Genomic DNA, 17411 nt, shown 5'->3' on the forward strand with positions numbered 1-17411 from the left:
TACAAATCCGCGTGAGCAGGCAACGATATGCCATCGCCGACGTATAGTCGGGGATGGAAGGTGTAGAAACGGCAAAGATTTCAGACAGTTCCACGGGTGTGACCTTTCGCTGCGATCTCGGCGTCCAAGGCGAGGAATTCCCCCACTTCTGGGAACATACGGTCGGCAGCGGCCACGCGACGCTCGCTCTGCGCGCGGACTGGCAGGCGCAGATGCGCCGGGCGCATGACGAACTCGGCTTTCGCCATGTCCGTTTTCACGGGCTGCTCGATGACGACATGGGCACGCTCATCGACCAGGACGACAAGCCGCTCTATTCGTTCTTCAATGCCGATCAGATCTTCGATTTCCTGCTGTCGATCGGCATGCGCCCCTTCGTCGAGCTGAGTTTCACGCCGACGATGCTGTCGTCGTCCGGAAAGATCGTCTTCCGTTATCGCGCCAATGTCAGCGCGCCGAAGGACTACGACCAGTGGTCGACGCTGATTTCGAAGCTCGTCGCTCACTGGGTTGATCGCTACGGCCTCGACGAGGTGCGGCAATGGTTCTTCGAGGTCTGGAATGAACCCAATCTCGAGGCGTTCGGCAGCGGCAAACAGGAGGATTATTTCAAGCTGTATGCCTACACGGCAAGAGCAATCAAATCTGTTGACACGCATTTGAAGGTCGGCGGACCAGCCACAGCCGACAATGCCTGGATCGATGAGTTCATCGCTTACTGTGGCCAGAACGGCCTTCCCGCGGACTTCGTCAGCACGCACCATTATCCGACCGATGCCTTCGGCCAGCCTGGCGACGACACCGAAGCCCAGCTCTCGAAAAGCACGCGAAGCGTCCTGCGCGAGGAAGCGCGCACCGCACGACGGCAGGCAGGCGACCGTCCGCTCTACTACACCGAATGGTGCACATCGTCGAACCCGCGCGATCCCATGCACGACGAGCCCTATGCCGCCGCCTTCATCGTCAAGACGGTCATGGAGGCGAGAGGGCTGGTTCAGGGCTACAGCTACTGGACCTTTTCGGATATTTTCGAAGAGAATTATTTTCCATCCCTACCCTTTCATGGTGGTTTCGGCCTGATGAACCTTCACGGCGTCGCCAAACCGGCTTACCGTGCCTTCGAAATGCTACATGGCCTTGGAACCGAAATCCTGTCGACTCAAGGCAATCATCCCACCGTCGACAGTTGGTCCGTGCGCGACGGAAATTCGTTGACCGTGCTGATTTCCAACTTCGCCTTGCCGCGGCATCCGGTCGCGAACGAGATCGTGCATATTCAACTTGAGAATGCACGGCGGCCCGACACGGCAACCATCCGACGCGTCGATGCGGCAAATGCCAACCCCAAGGCGCTATGGGTGACAATGGGAAGTCCCGATTACCTGAGCCGAGCAATGGTAGAGCATTTGCATGCGGCCTCGGCGATGCCGGAACAGGCGCAAGCGATCGCCTTCAACGGTCATACCCTTCTGTTCGATGTCACAGTACCTGCGCAAGGCGTTGCTGCCATCAGGCTGGAGTTTTTATCGATTGCTTAGAGCAGATCCCGCCGCGCTGGCCGATGACGAACTGCTGGACCGCTGTCAACGCGCCGCGTTCGGCTATTTCCTGGAGAACGTGAACCCCGACAACGGGCTGGTCGCCGACACGTCGCGGCCCAATTCGCCGTGCAGCATCGCCGTCGTCGGTTTTGCCCTGTCCTGCTATCCGATCGGCGTCGAACGTGGCTGGATAACGCGTGATGCGGCTGCCTGCCTGACCCTTGCGGCGCTACGCTTTTTCCAGACCAGCACGCAAGGCAGCGGCCACGACGTCACCGGCCACAAGGGTTTTTACTACCACTTTCTCGACTTGAGGAGCGGCTTGCGCGTTTGGCGCTGCGAACTGTCGATGGTGGATACCGCCCTGCTGATCGCCGGCATGCTGGTGGCGAGCGCCTATTTTTCCGGCGACAACGACGAGGAAGCCGAAATCCGCCTCCTGGCCGAGGCGCTCTACAGGCGCGTCGACTGGCGATGGGCGCAAGGCAGCAGCCCAACGCTCCGCCAGGGCTGGAAGCCGAGGAGCGGCTTTCTGCATTATGGCTGGGAAGGCTATAACGAGGCGACGATCCTCTATGTGCTGTCGATGGCCTCTCCGGACCGCCCGACCTCGGACGACAGCTACGAGGCCTGGACGGCGACCTATCAATGGGAAAACATCTACGGCCACGACGTGCTCTATGGCGGGCCGCTGTTCATGCACCAGTTCTCGCATGCCTGGATCGATTTCGCAGGCATCCGCGACGCTTTCATGCGGGAGAAGAATTCGGACTATTTCGAAAACAGCCGCCGCTCGACATACCTTCACCGCGACTACGCCCGGCACAACCCTTACGGCTTTGACGGCTATGGCGAGAATTTGTGGGGTCTTTCGGCCGGAGACGGACCGGGCGGCTTCCGCGCCAGCGTGGAGCGGCGGACCCACCGGTTTTCCGGCTATGCCGCGCGCGGCGCGCCTTTCGGACCGGATGACGGGACAATCGCGCCATGGTCCTATCCGGCGTCGCTGCCTTTCGCGCCGGACATTTGCCTGGCGGCGCTGCGTCACCTCGTCGATCGTTATCCGGAGGTTCTCGACGATTTCCGCCTGCCGAGCGGTTTCAACCCGACATTGGCCAACCGCCGCAAATTCGGCCGCAACGGCTGGGTCTCGGAAGGCCACTACGGGCTCGACCAGGGCATCGCGGTGATGATGATCGAAAACCACCGTTCCGGACTGATCTGGAAGCTGATGCGTTCCAATCCCCATATCCGTCGCGGCCTGGGCAAGGCGGGTTTCACCGGCGGATGGCTGTCGCGGCCGGTACCCGGAGGGCGCGATGTCGCGTGAACCGACGAGAGCCGCCATCTTCCCCGTCGACAGCAACGACGTCGAACTGATCAGGCGCGCGCATCCCGCGCACTGGAAGAACCCGACCCCGAACGGCCCCTACAATCTCGTTGTCATCGGCGCCGGGCCGGCCGGGCTGACCGCCGCGCGTGACGCCGCGAGCCTTGGCGCGAAGGTCGCGCTGATCGAACGCGGGCTGATCGGTGGTGCCTGTGTCAATGTCGGCGGCATCCCGTCGAAGTCGATCATCCGCACGGCCAGGCTCTATGCCGATATGCGCGATGCCGAGAGCTTTGGCGGCGACCCGCCAGACCACCTTCGTGTCGACTTTCAACGGGCGATGACACGGATGCGGCAGATACGGCAGCGGATCAGCCGTGCCAATTCGGCCGTTTCCGTCGCAGCCGAGGGCATCGACCTCTATTTCGGCGAAGCGCGCTTCGCCGGACCGGACACCGTCGTGGTCGCGGACAGGACCCTGCATTTCAAGAAGGCATTGGTCGCGACGGGCGCGCATGCGAGCGGGCCCGCGATTCCGGGGCTTGCCGAGGCCGGTTATCTCGACAACGAGACCATGTACGACCTTACGCAATGCCCGCCGCGGCTCCTCGTCATCGGCGGCGGGCCGCTCGGCTGCGAGACGGCGCAGGCTTTCTGCCTGCTCGGCGCCAGGGTCATCCTGGCGCAGAGCGATCCGATGTTCCTGCCCGGCGAGGAGCGCGACGCCGCGCAGATCCTTTCGGATGCGCTGGCGCGCGAGGGGATCGAGGTGCGGCTGAACACCGAAGTGGTGGCGGTGCGGATGGAGGGCGAGAAGAAGGCCGCCGACCTGATGCGGGATGGCGACACGACGACGATTACGGTCGATGAGATCATCACTGGCGTCGGCCGTTCGCCCAACGTCGATGGCCTGGGCCTCGATGAAGCCGGCGTGGCCTATGACGCCAGCGGCATCAAGGTCGACGATTATCTGCGATCCACCAACCCAAATGTCTACGCGGCGGGCGACGTCTGCCTCGAATACAAGTTCACCCACACCGCCGAGGCAACAGCGCGCATCGTCGTGCGCAATGCCCTGTTTCGCGGCCGCGAAAGGCTCAGCGAACTCGTTATCCCCTGGTGCACCTATACCGATCCGGAGATCGCCCATGTCGGTCTCTATCCCCTGGAGGCGCGGCGCAACGGCATTCCGGTCAAGACCTATACGGTCCTGATGCACGATGTCGCCCGCGCCGTGATGGACGGCGAAGAGGAAGGGTTCGTCAAGATCCACGTCAGGGAGGGATCCGACCGCATCCTGGGGGCGACGGTCGTCGCCAGCCATGCCGGCGAGATGATCAATGCCGTGACCCTCGCTATCCGTTCGGGCATGGGATTGCATGCGTTGGCCGATGTCATCCATCCCTTCCCGACACAGGCGCAAGGCATCAAGATGGCGGGCGACGCTTACCGACGGACACGGTTCACTTCATTGCGCAGGCGCCTGGCGGCCCGCTGGCTGGCCTGGTCCAGGCGATAAGCCTTTGCGCTCGGTCCCAGCCGGATCCGCATTGCGACCGATCCGCAAGGCAAGCGCGCTGGGCATCAGACTGTGATCCAGCGCTTGACGAAAGCACGGTTCGGCTAAACAAGTCGAAGCTGATTTCTGTGGCTGCGGGGGCCTCGTTAATGTCGTCCGAGAAAGAGCTTGCGCAACTCCTGGCGCGAAGCGTCGGGCGTCCGTCTTGAGCGCGCGGCCCGATGCCGACATGCCGGCGCGCGGCAGCGGGCGACGCGTGCTGATCGTGTGCCATGAGCCGGCGTTTCCGCCGACTTCCGGCGCGGATCTGCGCAACTATCGCAATGCCGTGGCGGCGGCCGCGTTCGGACCGGTCTGCCTGGCTTCGGTGCGGCCCAGGGCCATCGCCATGACCGCGCCCAATCCGCTGATCCGCACCGAGGCGCTGTCGATCGAGGGAGAGCCCCGGACGGCTTCCATCGGATGGTGGCGTATAAGGGAGGAGCATCGCATTTCGCGCGCGGCCCTGGCGCGGCTGGAAGCACTGATCCTCGAATTCCGCCCTGACACCGTGGTGGTCGAGAGCATCGGCCTGTTCAAGCTGCTGCGGCCTTTGCGATCGCTGGCAAAGCAGCTCATCCTCGACATGCACAATGTCGAGTCCGACTTGTCCGCGCAGATGAAACGCGCCGAAGCGACCGCATCGCGCCCTTCCGTTGCCGCATCGGTGCCTGGCATCAGGCATCTCGAAAGAAAGGCGCTCGCCCTTGTCGACAGGGTCTGGATCTGCTCGAACGAGGATCGCGAGAAGCTGATGCGCTTTGGCGGGCGCGCGATGCCCATCGATGTCGTTCCCAATGGGATTCCCAACGTCGAGGCGATTCCCGATGTGCTGCCCCCGGAACCGTCGGCCAATAGCGGCTTTCCGGTGATCCTTTTCATCGGTCATCTCGGCTATCCTCCAAACGTCGACGCCGCCGTGCGATTGGCCCGGACCATATTGCCCCGCATCCGCCAGGCCTTGCCCGGCGCGAAGCTAGTTCTCGCCGGACGCGGCCCGGAACCGGCCGTGCTGGCCCTGCGCGGGTTGCCCGATGTCGAGCTCGTTGAAGATCCCGAAAGCGTGGCGCCGCTCCTGTCCAGCGCGCATCTCAGCATCATCCCGCTCAGGGCGGGCGGGGGCACGCGCATCAAGATTCTGGAGGCGATGGCTTGGGGGGTGCCGGTGATCGCGACACCGCTCGCGGCCGAGGGCCTCGGCCTGGTCGAGAACGACGAGGTGCTGCTGTCGGCCAGCGACGAAGGCCTGGCCGCCATGGCCGTCCAACTTTCACGCGACGCCGGGCGCCGGGCAAGGCAGCGCGTGCGCGCCCACCAGGCAGTATGGGCAAGGTTTGGCCCGCAGGCGATCCGCGATGCCGTCCGTGCCGGGCTTGCCCTGGACAATGACGGCGATGACGACCAGCCATCTCGGATCACCCCATGAGCCGCCGATTATCCCGCCGATCCTGCACCGGACGTGGAAGACGGACAGCGTTCCCGAACGCTTCCAGCCTATGCCGAGAGGCCGCAATGTCCTATCGGTCCGTTCGCGCACGCCACGCGGAGCCCGGTTGCCAGGGTCAGTCGTGCAGATCCCGCGCAATCGGCGGACCGACCGAAAATCCGGAGAACGTGACTTCGAAACCTTCACGCTGCGGCGAACAGCACATCAACCCGACATCGACGATCTTCGAGGTCGGGAAATAGGCGAGCCGCACCGGCTTCCAATGGCCGTCGGAAGCATCCAAATACTGGACGCGGACCGCCTCGCCGTGGCGGGTCAGGCGGATCCTGACGCCGTCAGGGCCGGCGGCAATGGCCACCAGCGACCAGTCCGAGGTGTCGTTGGTGACGACGACGGAGAAATAGGCAAGGCCATCGGTGTATTCGATGCCGGCCTTGATCCAGTGCGTTTCGCTCAGCCGGACCATCAGGCCGGCCTGGTCGTAAAGCACCTCGTAGTCGCCCTTGACGGTCACTTCGGCGGTGAAATCGCCCTCGACCCGCCGATACAGGAAGTGGCCGTTGTCGCGCCAGAAGCCATAGAAGGTCTCACGCCAGAAATCGGTCTCCTTGCCGGTGCGCACGCGCACGCCATCACCTTCGATGGCATGGTGCGGCGGCGGGTTGAGCCAGGTCAGGTCCTGCAATGTCATCCCTTTGCACCGGTCCGTTTCCAGAGGAAGTGACGGTCCGCCGGCGGTCGGCCGGCGCGCCAGGTTATCCCGCGAACGTATAGGCGGTCTTTACCGTGGTGTAGAACTCCATGGCATAGCGGCCCTGTTCGCGCGGACCGAAGCTCGAGCCCTTGCGACCACCGAAAGGAACGTGGAAATCAACGCCCGCCGTCGGCAGGTTGACCATCACCATGCCGGCTTCGGAGTTGCGCTTGAAATGGGTGGCGTGCTTGAGGCTCGTGGTGCAGATGCCCGAGGTCAGGCCGAACGGCGTGTCGTTGGCAACGGCAAGCGCCTCGTCATAATCCTGGACGCGGATGACACTGGCGACGGGGCCGAAAATCTCCTCGCGCGAACTGCGCATGGCGTTGGTGGCCTCGGTCAGCAGCGCAGGCTTGAGATAGAAACCCGGCGTCTTGCGGTCGAGCCGTTCGCCGCCGAAAGCGAGCGTGGCGCCTTCGCGGACGCCGATGGCGATATAGTCCTCGTCCTGCTTGAGCTGGGTGGCGTCGACGACCGGGCCGATCTGGGTCTGCGCGTCGAGCGCGTCGCCGATCACCAGCTTTTCCATGCGCTCCTTGAGCGCGTCGACGAAACGGTCGTGGATGCCTTCGGTGACGATCAAACGCGACGAGGCCGTGCAGCGCTGGCCGGTCGAGAAGAAGGCGCCGTTCAGCGCGCAATCGACAGCCACCGCGAGATCGGCATCGTCGAGCACGACCAGCGGATTCTTGCCGCCCATTTCAAGCTGGAACTTGCGCATGTGCTCGACGCTTGCCGCCGCGACGCGCTTGCCGGTTCCCACCGAGCCTGTGAAGGAGATGGCGTTGACGTCGGGGCTGTCGAGCATCGCCTGGCCGACCACCGAGCCCTTGCCCATGACGAGGTTGAGCACGCCCTTGGGCAGGCCGGCGCGATGCAGGATGTCAACGATGGACCAGGCGCTTTCGGGAACGAGCTCGGCCGGTTTGAAGACGATGGTATTGCCGTGGGCCAGCGCTGGAGCGATCTTCCAGGCGGGGATGGCAATGGGGAAATTCCACGGTGTGATGATGCCGACCACGCCGACCGCTTCGCGCGTGATCTCGACGCCGACGCCCGGCCGCACGCTTGGCACCACCTCTCCCGACAGGCGCAATGTTTCGCCGGCAAAGAAATCGAATATCTGGGCGGCGCGGATGGTCTCGCCAATGCCCTCGGCCAGCGTCTTGCCTTCCTCACGCGCCAGATTGCGGCCGAGTTCGTCCTTGCGCGCCATGATCTCGTCGGCCGCCTTTTTCAGCACCGCATGGCGCGCCAGCGGACCGGAGCGGGACCACGCCGGAAACGCCGCCTTGGCCGCAGCTATCGCCTGGCCCGCCTGTTCGACCCCCGCCGAAGCATATTCGCCCACGACATCGCCGGTATCCGAGGGGTTGATGTTGCGGGAGCCGGCATCGCCGACCCATTCACCATCGATGAGGTTCTTTCGAAACGCTGTCATGTCCTTGCCTTCCTGGCTGTTGGCCGCGCGGCGGCATCTGTCTGAAGTGGTATTTGCCAGACAATTGCCTTGCGGGAAAGCACGCACTGGGCCTGGAGACCGCGACAAAAATCCCCGGGCCTGCACTCACGCCTTCGCGGCAGCGGCAACGGAGCCGCGTCGCCGAGCAATCCGGCTAACATGGGCGGGCAGCGCTCCGGGTCAAGGCCGGATTGCCCTGTACAAGCATGTCCACAATCTTGATTTGCCTGGTGTGGCGTGTCATGCGTCGTCACGATGGCAGCACTCGAAACGACGATCCAGCGCGCCGGCGCCACCGGCAACGTCAAGGCTACCCGCGAAGACTGGCTGAAGCTGGCGCTTGAAACCCTGATCTCGGACGGCGTCGAACGCGTCCGTGTGCTGACGCTTGGCCAGCAACTCGATGTCTCGCGCTCGAGCTTCTACTGGTATTTCAAGAGCCGGCAGGATCTGCTCGACCAATTGTTGGACCACTGGCGGCAGACCAATACCCGATTCATCGTCGAGCGTGCCGCACGCCCTTCCACGACTGTCATTCGCGGGGTGATGAGCATTTTCGAATGCTGGGTGGACGAAAAGCTGTTCGATCCCCGGCTGGATTTCGCCATCCGGGCATGGGCTCGCCGCTCCCCCACCATCCGGCGTGCGCTCGACGAGGCCGACGAAGAACGCGTCACTGCCATCCGCGGCATGTTCTTGCGTCATGGCTATGAGGAGGAAGACGCGTTCGTTCGCGCTCGCGTGCTCTATTTCATGCAGATCGGCTACTATTCGCTCGAACTCAACGAACCGATGAGCAGTCGCCTGCCGCATGTTGCCGCGTATCTGCGCAGCTTCACCGGCCAGGAGCCTTCGGCTGCGGATGTCGAGGATTTTTCGCGCTACGTCGCGAAAGCGGTCTCCGGCGGCCGGTAGCCGAAGACTCCGAACTCGTGATCCCAATAGCGCTTAGCCATGGAACGAAGAACAGGTGGCGATAGGATGGTAGGTTCCGGCTAAAGCGTAAACGACCAGAACAGGCAGGCTAGCGTGGCGGCGGCAAAGATCACGAAGAACAGGCTGCGCAGCAGCACGTTGCGGCGTAACTCGTTCATGACGAAGTGGCAACCGACGACCGCCACGGCAAACAGGAACCGCCAGTTCAACAACGCCAGAAGAGCGCTGCCCTGACCGAAGGCCCATCGCGCGAGCAGGCCGCCGACGATGGTGGCGAACAGCACAATGACAGTCCAGAAGATCGCATCGGCGGCATGGAGGAGGACGATACTGGCCGCGCGGATCGGCAGGATCATCATCAACAGCGCGCTGAAGAAGAAAATTGCCGCAAGCGGAATGAACGTTCCAGCGTCGGCGATGCCGTCGAGACGCTTGACGCCGATCGCCCCATAGGGATAGCCGTGACGGGCCACCGCAAGGCTCAGCGCCATGAGCAAGGCGGTCAAGACGGAGACGAGTGCGAAGGTCGTGAGGGCTTTGCTCATGGGGTTCCTGTCCCGAACGAATCAGACAGGAACCGGTGTAACCGATGGTCGTAAATTGCGCGTAAGCTTTCACCCGCCGCCGGCATCCCGAAGGGGATAACCGTCAGGGCAAAGCCACTCGGCGACGACCAGGTCGACCGCAGCGCGCGCCGTCCGCCTCCGGCAGATCAGCTCCAGGCGTGCAGCGGCGGATTCTCGCCGTTGAGGAAATATTTGCCAAGGATGGAGTATTTCCAGCGCACCGGATCGTGCAGCGTGTGCGTGCGGGCGTTGCGCCAATGGCGATCGAGATTGTGCTCGGCCAGCGTCGAGCGCGTGCCGGCCAGTTCGAACAGCTTGTTCGTTGCGGCGATGGCGATCTCGGTCGACAGGATTTTTGCTTCCGCGGTAACGATCTGGGCATGCGCGACCGTTTCGGCTGTCGGCTCGGCCACCGCCTTGTCGATGGCATGGCCGGCCTTTTCGAGCAGCGCCTGCGCCGCGTGCAGGCGCAGCGTGAGGTCGCCGACAGCCTGGATGGTGTATGGATCGTCCCAGGCATTGTCGAAGCCGCTGTCGATCCAGGCGCGGCTCCTGGTCCTGACAAAGTGAACCGTCTCGTCGATCGCCGCCTGGGCGATCCCGGTGTCCACCGCCACCTGGATTATCTGGAAGATGGCGCCGTCGGCGGTCGGCTTGTCGTAGCCCTTGTAGCCCGGCACCAGATACGTCTTCGGCACCTTGACGTTGTCGATGATGACGGTGCCGGAGAGCGTCGTGCGCTGGCCGAAGCTCGACCAGTCGTCGATAACGGTCAGGCCGGGCGCGCCACGGTCGGCGATGGCATACCAGGCGCGACCTTCGTCATCGAGCGCCACGATCGGCACCAGATGGGCAAGCAGCGCGCCGGACGAATAGAATTTGCGGCCGTTGACGACGACATGGTCGCCGGCGTCGGTGAAGCGGGTCTCGAAATCGGCGGCGCGCTTCGAACCGAACTCGGAAAAGGCGTTGCCGAACCGGGTGCCCTTCAGCGCCTCGGTGAACAGCAGCTTCTGCTGTTCCACATCCGACACGGTGCGGATGGCCGCGATGATGCCGAGATGGTTCTGCGCGACCTGGCCGATTGAGGAATCGGCCGCCGAGATGATCTCGATCACCTTGACCAGCGTCGCATAGGACAGTTCCGGCCCGCCGAATTCCTTCGGCACATTGATCGACCACAGGCCGCTTTGGGAGAAGGCGTCGAGCTCGGCAACCGGCCAGATACGCTCGCGGTCGCGCCTGGACGCCCCCTTGACGAATTCGGCGGCGAGCGCATGGGCGATGGCGATCGCCTCCGCATCGTCCCTGATGATGTGTGCTGGTGCCGAGGGCCTTGCGACCGGCGGTACGGCGGCGGAAGCATGGTCTGTCTTGACGGTCGAGACGGTCATTTCATTGCTCCTTCAAATTTCGGTTCAGGCAACGGCGTGGAGACGGGATGGCTTGGCGGCGGGCGACGGCTGCTGGCCGAGATAGAGCGCCCTGATATCCTCGCGCTGGCGAAGATCGGCGGCCGCGCCGGACAGGATCGAGACGCCGTTTTCGAGCACAGTGGCGTGGTCGGCATAGCGAAGCGCGACCGCCGAGTTCTGCTCGGCGACCAGGATCGACAGACCGGTCTCGCGGTTGAGTTTTTTCAGCGTCTGAAAGATGTCTTGCACGATGAGCGGGGCAAGCCCCATCGAGGGCTCGTCGAGAACCAGCAGGCGCGGCCGCGACATCAGCGCGCGGCCGATGGCAGTCATCTGCTGTTCGCCACCGGAGGTGAGGCCGGACAATGTCCGGCGCTTTTCCCTGAGACGCGGAAAATAGGAATAAACCCGTTCGAGGTCCGCGTTGATTTCGGCTCGGCGGCCGCTGCGGCCGATGCCGCCGGCGACCAGATTTTCCTCGACGGTGAGGCTCTTGAAACAGTGACGGCCTTCCAGCACCTGGACCAGCCCGGCGCGTACGAGATCGCCCGGCTTGCGGCGCGAGACATCCGAGCCATCATAGCGGATGGAGCCGGCGTTGACCTGGCCGCGCTCTGCCGGCAGCAGGTTGGAGACGGCCTTCAACGTGGTGGTCTTGCCGGCGCCGTTGGCACCGAGCAGCGCCAGAATCCCGCCCCGCCTGATCTCGAAGCTGACGCCATGCAGCGCCGTGATGGCGTTGATATAGGTGGCGTGGACCGCGTCCACGGCCAGGATGATGTCGTCGTTCGGCATGGCTGTTTCCGTGCTTTGCGGATGGGCCGGGCGCCGCGGATGGTGTCCACGGCACCCGGCCCGGAGATCAGTTGGTGGTCACGGCGTTGGCATCGTCGGCGGTGCGCAGCTTGATGCCCTTCTCGGCGGCATAGGCCTCGGCCGACTTCTCGATGATCGGCCGCAGCAGCGCCCAATCCGGCGCGATCCAGTCGGAAACGACGTTCCACTTCTTGCCGTCCCACTGCTGGAAGGTCACGTAGCCCTCGCCCTCGTGGTTGTCCCAGCTGACATTGATCGAGTGGAACAGGTCCTTGGCCCCGAGCGCCTCGACCTTGGACGGGTCGAGCTTGAGGTGTTCGAAGCCCCAGCGGACTTCGTCGCCGGTCAGCGTGCGATGGCCGAACTTCTCCTGCGCGACGCGGATCGCCTCGACATTCAGGATGCCGTTGACGATGCCGAGATTGTGGTAGACCGAGCCGATGCGCGACTTGTCTTCGAGATTGCCCTTGCCGGCGCCGTAGACGGTCTTCACGATCTCCTGCACCACCGAATAGGTGTTGCCCGAGGCCTGGGTGGTGATGGCGGTGTAGCCCTTGGCGGCATCGCCGGCGGGGATGACGTCCTCTTCCGAATTCGACCAGACATTGCCGACGATGTGGTCGACGGGATAGCCGACCTTGACCGCCGTCTTCAGCGCCACCGGGTTCATCACGCCCCAGCCGCGCAGGACGACGAAATCAGGCTTGGCGCGGCGGATGGTCAGCCATTGCGACTGCTGTTCGTTGCCGGGATGCGGCACCTCGATCTGCTGCACGGTGAAGCCATATTTCTGCGCCAGCAAATCATATATCGGGATGGTCTCCTTGCCGTAGGGCGAGCCGTGATAGAGCACGACGATCTTCTTGCCCTTGAGCTTGTCGATGCCGCCTTCCTTGGCGGCGATATAGTTCACGATGCCTGACGTCTCGCTGTAGGGGTTGAGCAGCAGCGGGAAGACGTAAGGGAAGACGCGCCCGTCGGTGGAGTCGGTGCGGCCATGGTTGACCGTGATCAGCGGCACCTTGTCGGCGGTGATACGGTCGATCATCGCATAGGCGATGCCCACTGAGAGCGGGTTCCAGGCAGCGGCACCCGCATGGCTCTTCTGCCGCTCGTAGCATTCGACGCCGCGCTCGACCTCATACTGGGTCTCGCACTCGTCCCAGGTCAGCTTGACGCCGTTGACGCCGCCGTCGCGGATGTTGATGAGGTTGAGATAATCGATGAAGCCGCCGAAGAAGCCGGTGCCGCCGGCCGCGTAGGGTCCGACGCGATAGCTCTGCAGCGGGAAATATTGTTCGTCGGCATGAGCTGATGGCAAGGCCACCGACACGATCATCGCCGCGGACAAAGCCGCCGCCTTGATGGTGCTGAGGAAGGTCATGGCTAGGTACTCCCGGTATGGGCCGTCTTTGGTCCGGCCTCTGGTTCATCTTCGAATAGGATTCTGGACTGCGAGGGCTCAGGTCGATTGCCAAGCGAACAGGAGCCGTCTTCGGATCCTGTCCCACAGGGCCACCAGCCCGTCGGGTTCGAGGATCAGAAACAGGATGATGAGGACGCCGAGCACGATGCGCTGGCTCATGTCGAGCACGCCCGAATCGAAGACATCGCCAAGCAGGAAGCCGCCGAGGCGCGACAGTGCGAGCGGAAAGACCACGATCAGGGCGGCGCCGAAGAATGCGCCGCGGATCGAGGCGAGGCCGCCGATGATGATGATGAACATTATCTGGAACGAGCGGTCGAGATCGAAGCCATCCGGCTCGACGGTCCTGAGATAAGCGAACGCCCAGATGACACCTGCGACGCCGATGACGAAGGACGAAATGGCAAAGGCCAGAAGCTTGGTCTCCAAGACCGGGATGCCAATGATGCGGGCGGCGGTCTCGTTGTCGCGGATGGCGATGAAGTTTCGTCCCGTCTGCGACGATACCAGCCGATAGGCGAAGAAAGTCAGGATGACGACGATGGTCAGCGCAAAGAAATAGCGGCCGACGGGGCCATCGAGTGTGAAGCCTGAAATCGACAGCCTCGGCGCGTCGATGACGCCGGATGCAGAGTTGTTGGAAAACCAGCTGAACTTGGTCAGCGCCCATTGCACGAAGAACTGCGCGGCAAGCGTCGAAACCGCCAGGTAAAAACCTTTCAGCCGCAGGCTCGGCAAGCCGAAGACGATGCCGATCGCGGCGGCCACGATGCCGGCGAGGAAAATGCTGCCGATCAGTGGCAGGCCTTCGACGCGCAGGTTGAAATTATAGGCGGCAAAGACCCCTGCCGCCATGAAAGCGGCGCTACCCAGCGAAACCTGGCCGGCATAGCCGGTCAGGATGTTGAGGCCGACACCGGCGAGGCTGAGCGCCAGGAACGGCAGCAGGATGGCCTCAAACAGGTAGCTCGAGCCGATCAGCGGCACGACCCCATAGGCGAAGGCGAGCAGGAGTACGGGCACCACCCATTTCGGCAGCACAGTCGCGGCGGAAAAGTCGCTTGCAGTCGCGGCCATGGCTCAGACCCTTTCGACGAGCTTTTGGCCGAACAGGCCGGAAGGACGGATCAGGAGGAAGACAAGCGCGACGACATAGGCGAACCAGCTCTCGATGCCGCCGCCGAAATAATCGCCGATATAGACCTCGGCGAGCTTCTCGCTGGCGCCGATCAGGAGCCCGCCGACAATGGCGCCAAGAATGGAATCGAAGCCGCCAAGCACCAGCACCGGCAGCGCCTTGAGCACCACCAGCGACAGCGAGAACTGCACCCCTAGGCGGGCGCCCCAGAGCAGCCCGGCGACCAGCGCGACCAGGCCGGCCGCCGCCCAGACGGTGGCCCAGATCAGTGGCAGACGCAGGCCAACCGCGAGTGCGGCGAACTGGTCGTCCGCGACGGCGCGGAAGGCGAGGCCGATGCGGGTGTAGCGGAAGAACAGCGACAGCAGGAGAACCATGCCGGCCGCGACCACCGCCGCAAAAATATCGAACTGGCTGATCAGCACGCCGCCGACTTCCAGCGGCACATCCTCGATACCGAGGTCAAGACCATGGACCTGCGTGCCCCAGATCAGTTGGGCGGCGCCCTCGATGATGTAGGACAGTCCAAGCGTCGCCATGAACAGGGTGATCGGCGGCTTGTTGGTTAGCGGCCTCAGCACCGTGCGCTCGATGGCGATGCCGATCGCCACCATGATGGCGAACGTTGCCACCAACGCCAGTGCAAACGGAACACCGCGTTCGACAAGGCTGACGAAGGTAAGGGCGGCGAACAGCAGCATCGCGCCTTGGGCGAAGTTGAGCACGCCCGAGGTCTTGTAGATCAGCACGAAGCCGATCGCGACCAGCGAATACATGACGCCGGAGAGCAGCCCGCCGACGAGCACCTCGATGAAGAACTGATAGTCGAAGTCGGCGATCATATGCCCGCCCCGTCCTCATTGTCTGAGGCGACGCCCAGATAGGCATCGATGACGCGCTGGTCGTTGCGGACCTCGTCGGGTGTGCCGTCGGCAATCTTGCGGCCATGGTCGAGAACGGCGACACGGTCGGACAGGCCCATGACGACGCCGACATCGTGTTCGATCAGGACGACGGTGGTGGCAAAGCGGTCACGCGCGGCGCGCACGAAAGCAGCCATTTCGCTTTTCTCACCTGATGTCATGCCGGCCATCGGTTCGTCGAGCAGCAGCAGGCGCGGCTCCGCGACCAGCGCCCGGGCGAGTTCGACCCGCTTCCGCAGCCCGTAGGGCAGCGTGCCGGCAAGACGATCGCGCACGGCGGTGAGGTCGAGAAATTCGAGAATCTGATCGGCGCGGCTGCGTGTCTCACGTCGCTCGCCGCGCGATCGTCCGATGCCGAGCACCTGGCCGGCGAAGTTGGAACGGACCTTGTAGGCAAGGCCGGTGGCGACATTGTCGAGGACGCTCAGTCCCTTGAACAAAGCAAGGTTCTGGAAAGTCCGGGCGACGCCGAGATGCGCCAGCCGCTGCGTCGGCACCTGCGCATAGTCGATTCCGGCAAGCTGGACCTGGCCGCGATCCGGCCGGTAGACACCGCTGATGACATTGATCAGCGAGCTCTTGCCGGCGCCGTTCGGGCCGATAATGGCGCGGATTTCACCTGATCGAACAGACAGATCGATGTCGGCCAGCGCGACGACGCCGCCGAACGACAGGCCGATGGCCTGGAGTGAAAGCATCGGAGATGTGGCCACCGCAGTGCCTGTTACCGGTGCGGTATGACCTTCGGACGGCTGCAGCGCCGAGGGCAGGCCGCGCGCGAAAACTTCCGGCGCATAGACCGAGGCTTCCATCACGCCTATGGCATAGCTGGGCAACGGCATTCCAATCGTCCTCGATTTCGCCCGCAGGCGCACGAATTCTCGATGCCGCCCGAAAAGATCGAGCGCGCTTGAAAACCTTCATTCGGGTGCTGGCCGGATTACCCGGCCAGCCTTGGAGAGATGACTATTCCGCTGCCAGCGAAGCCGCCTGCCCGGCATCCTCCAGCTCGCGAACGAGCGGGATGACATGCTTGCCGAAATACTCGACCTCTTCCTGGAAATGCAGGAAGCCGAGCAGGATGAGATCGGCGCCGGCGCTCTTCAAACCGACGATGCGCTCGGCAACCTGTCTCGGTGTGCCGATCAGGTTGGAGCGAAAACCGTCATTGTACTGGACGAGGTCGTCGAAGGAGGACTTCGCCCAATTGCCCTCGCCTTCCGGCGAGGCCTTGCCGGCGTTCTTGACCTCGTGGCCGAAGGCGTTGACGGCTTCCGGATTGGCCTTGGCGGTGATCTCGGCAAGCACCGCCTTGGCCTCGTGCTCGGTCTCGCGCACAATGGCGAAGGCGTTGACGCCGACCTTGACGGAATGATTGCTGGCCTTTGCCTTGGTCTTGAGATCATCGACCTGTTTGGCGATTTCGGCCGGCGTGTTGCCGTTGGTGAAATACCAGTCGGAGACGCGTGATGCCATGTCGCGTGCCGCGCGCGACGAGCCGCCCTGGAAGATCTCGGGCAGCGGCCGCGGCGGCTTCGGTTTCAGCGAGTATTCGTTGAAGCGGTAGAAGTCGCCTCGGAAGGTGAAGCTGTCTTCAGTCCATATGCCGCGCAGCGCACGGATGAATTCCTCGGAGCGACGGTAGCGCTCATCATGGTCAAGCCAATGCTCACCGATGGCGTGGAACTCGCCACGGAACCAGCCGGAGACGAGATTGATGGCGACACGGCCGTTGGTCAGGTAGCTGATGGTGGCAATCTGCTTGGCCGCCAGCGCGGGATTCCAAGGGCCGGGCAGGATCGCGGCGATCACCTTCAGCGTCGTGGTGGCGGCCAGCAGGTCATGGCTGAATGCCACCGATTCATGCTGCTCGTCGGCGCCGTAGCCGGCGGTGAAACGGATCTGGCTCAGCGCGTAGTCGAAACCGGCCTTTTCGGCAATCTGTGCCAGCTTGCGGTTGTACTCGGCTGAATGGCTGGTGCGCTGCTCGATGTCGGAGATCACCAGGCCGCCCGAAACATTGGGCACCCAGTAGGCGAATTTGACCGCGTCGGTTCCTGCATGTGCCATGAATTGTCTCCCAGTCAGGCTGTTGATCG

15 protein-coding genes are annotated in these 17411 nt (G+C 63.4%); 5 read left to right on the forward strand and 10 right to left on the reverse strand.

Features of this window, described 5'->3' with window-relative positions; genetic code table 11:
• Positions 1–98: 98 nt before the first annotated feature.
• The 4 genes from MESAU_RS01270 to MESAU_RS01285 all read left to right on the forward strand — a co-directional run bounded on the left by MESAU_RS01270 (position 99) and on the right by MESAU_RS01285 (position 5855).
• Entirely contained in the window at positions 99–1538 is a 1440-nt protein-coding gene (locus MESAU_RS01270; RefSeq protein ID WP_041163244.1) for a GH39 family glycosyl hydrolase, read from the forward strand.
• Positions 1531–2871 (forward strand): glucoamylase family protein, encoded by a 1341-nt coding sequence (locus MESAU_RS01275; protein ID WP_015314237.1) that lies wholly within the window; start codon positions 1531–1533, stop codon positions 2869–2871. The genes MESAU_RS01270 and MESAU_RS01275 overlap by 8 nt, the downstream gene beginning before the upstream one ends.
• Positions 2861–4390, forward strand: coding sequence for a mercuric reductase (locus MESAU_RS01280; protein ID WP_015314238.1), 1530 nt, complete (start codon positions 2861–2863; stop codon positions 4388–4390). Before MESAU_RS01275 ends, MESAU_RS01280 begins: the two co-directional genes overlap by 11 nt.
• Positions 4391–4595: 205 nt before the next feature.
• Positions 4596–5855: a glycosyltransferase family 4 protein gene (locus MESAU_RS01285; RefSeq protein ID WP_245262933.1), complete on the forward strand. Its 1260-nt coding sequence runs from the start codon at positions 4596–4598 to the stop codon at positions 5853–5855.
• Positions 5856–5991: 136 nt separating this feature from the next.
• Here the strand turns inward: MESAU_RS01285 and MESAU_RS01290 are convergent, their stop codons facing one another.
• Together MESAU_RS01290 and MESAU_RS01295 are read right to left on the reverse strand one after the other, a co-directional pair.
• Complete coding sequence (locus MESAU_RS01290) at positions 5992–6567, reverse strand: DUF1349 domain-containing protein (protein ID WP_015314240.1); 576 nt, start codon at positions 6565–6567, stop codon at positions 5992–5994.
• Between the two features lie 64 nt (positions 6568–6631).
• The gene (locus MESAU_RS01295) at positions 6632–8071 is read right to left on the reverse strand and encodes an aldehyde dehydrogenase family protein (protein ID WP_015314241.1); all 1440 of its coding nucleotides are present in this window, start codon (positions 8069–8071) and stop codon (positions 6632–6634) included.
• Positions 8072–8347: 276 nt separating this feature from the next.
• Between MESAU_RS01295 and MESAU_RS01300 the strand changes: the two genes are divergently transcribed.
• The gene (locus MESAU_RS01300; RefSeq protein WP_015314242.1) at positions 8348–9007 is read left to right on the forward strand and encodes a TetR/AcrR family transcriptional regulator; all 660 of its coding nucleotides are present in this window, start codon (positions 8348–8350) and stop codon (positions 9005–9007) included.
• Positions 9008–9087: 80 nt separating this feature from the next.
• On the opposite strand, the gene MESAU_RS01305 is transcribed toward MESAU_RS01300, so the two are convergent.
• The 8 genes from MESAU_RS01305 to sfnG form a co-directional block, all read right to left on the reverse strand.
• On the reverse strand, positions 9088–9573 hold the full coding sequence (locus MESAU_RS01305) for a hypothetical protein (protein ID WP_015314243.1): 486 nt from the start codon (positions 9571–9573) through the stop codon (positions 9088–9090).
• Positions 9574–9740: 167 nt separating this feature from the next.
• Positions 9741–10988, reverse strand: a complete 1248-nt coding sequence (locus tag MESAU_RS01310) for an SfnB family sulfur acquisition oxidoreductase (RefSeq protein WP_015314244.1) — start codon at positions 10986–10988, stop codon at positions 9741–9743.
• Between the two features lie 24 nt (positions 10989–11012).
• The gene (locus MESAU_RS01315) at positions 11013–11804 is read right to left on the reverse strand and encodes an ABC transporter ATP-binding protein (protein WP_015314245.1); all 792 of its coding nucleotides are present in this window, start codon (positions 11802–11804) and stop codon (positions 11013–11015) included.
• A 67-nt stretch (positions 11805–11871) separates the two neighbouring features.
• Complete coding sequence (locus MESAU_RS01320; protein ID WP_015314246.1) at positions 11872–13209, reverse strand: ABC transporter substrate-binding protein; 1338 nt, start codon at positions 13207–13209, stop codon at positions 11872–11874.
• A gap of 78 nt (positions 13210–13287) precedes the next feature.
• On the reverse strand, positions 13288–14328 hold the full coding sequence (locus tag MESAU_RS01325; RefSeq protein WP_015314247.1) for a branched-chain amino acid ABC transporter permease: 1041 nt from the start codon (positions 14326–14328) through the stop codon (positions 13288–13290).
• A gap of 3 nt (positions 14329–14331) precedes the next feature.
• Entirely contained in the window at positions 14332–15231 is a 900-nt protein-coding gene (locus MESAU_RS01330; protein WP_015314248.1) for a branched-chain amino acid ABC transporter permease, read from the reverse strand.
• Positions 15228–16154 (reverse strand): ABC transporter ATP-binding protein, encoded by a 927-nt coding sequence (locus tag MESAU_RS01335; RefSeq protein WP_015314249.1) that lies wholly within the window; start codon positions 16152–16154, stop codon positions 15228–15230. Before MESAU_RS01335 ends, MESAU_RS01330 begins: the two co-directional genes overlap by 4 nt.
• A gap of 124 nt (positions 16155–16278) precedes the next feature.
• Entirely contained in the window at positions 16279–17382 is a 1104-nt protein-coding gene (sfnG, locus tag MESAU_RS01340; protein WP_015314250.1) for a dimethylsulfone monooxygenase SfnG, read from the reverse strand.
• Positions 17383–17411: the final 29 nt, after the last annotated feature.

It is taken from the genome of Mesorhizobium australicum WSM2073, from assembly GCF_000230995.2.
Taxonomy (GTDB): domain Bacteria; phylum Pseudomonadota; class Alphaproteobacteria; order Rhizobiales; family Rhizobiaceae; genus Mesorhizobium; species Mesorhizobium australicum.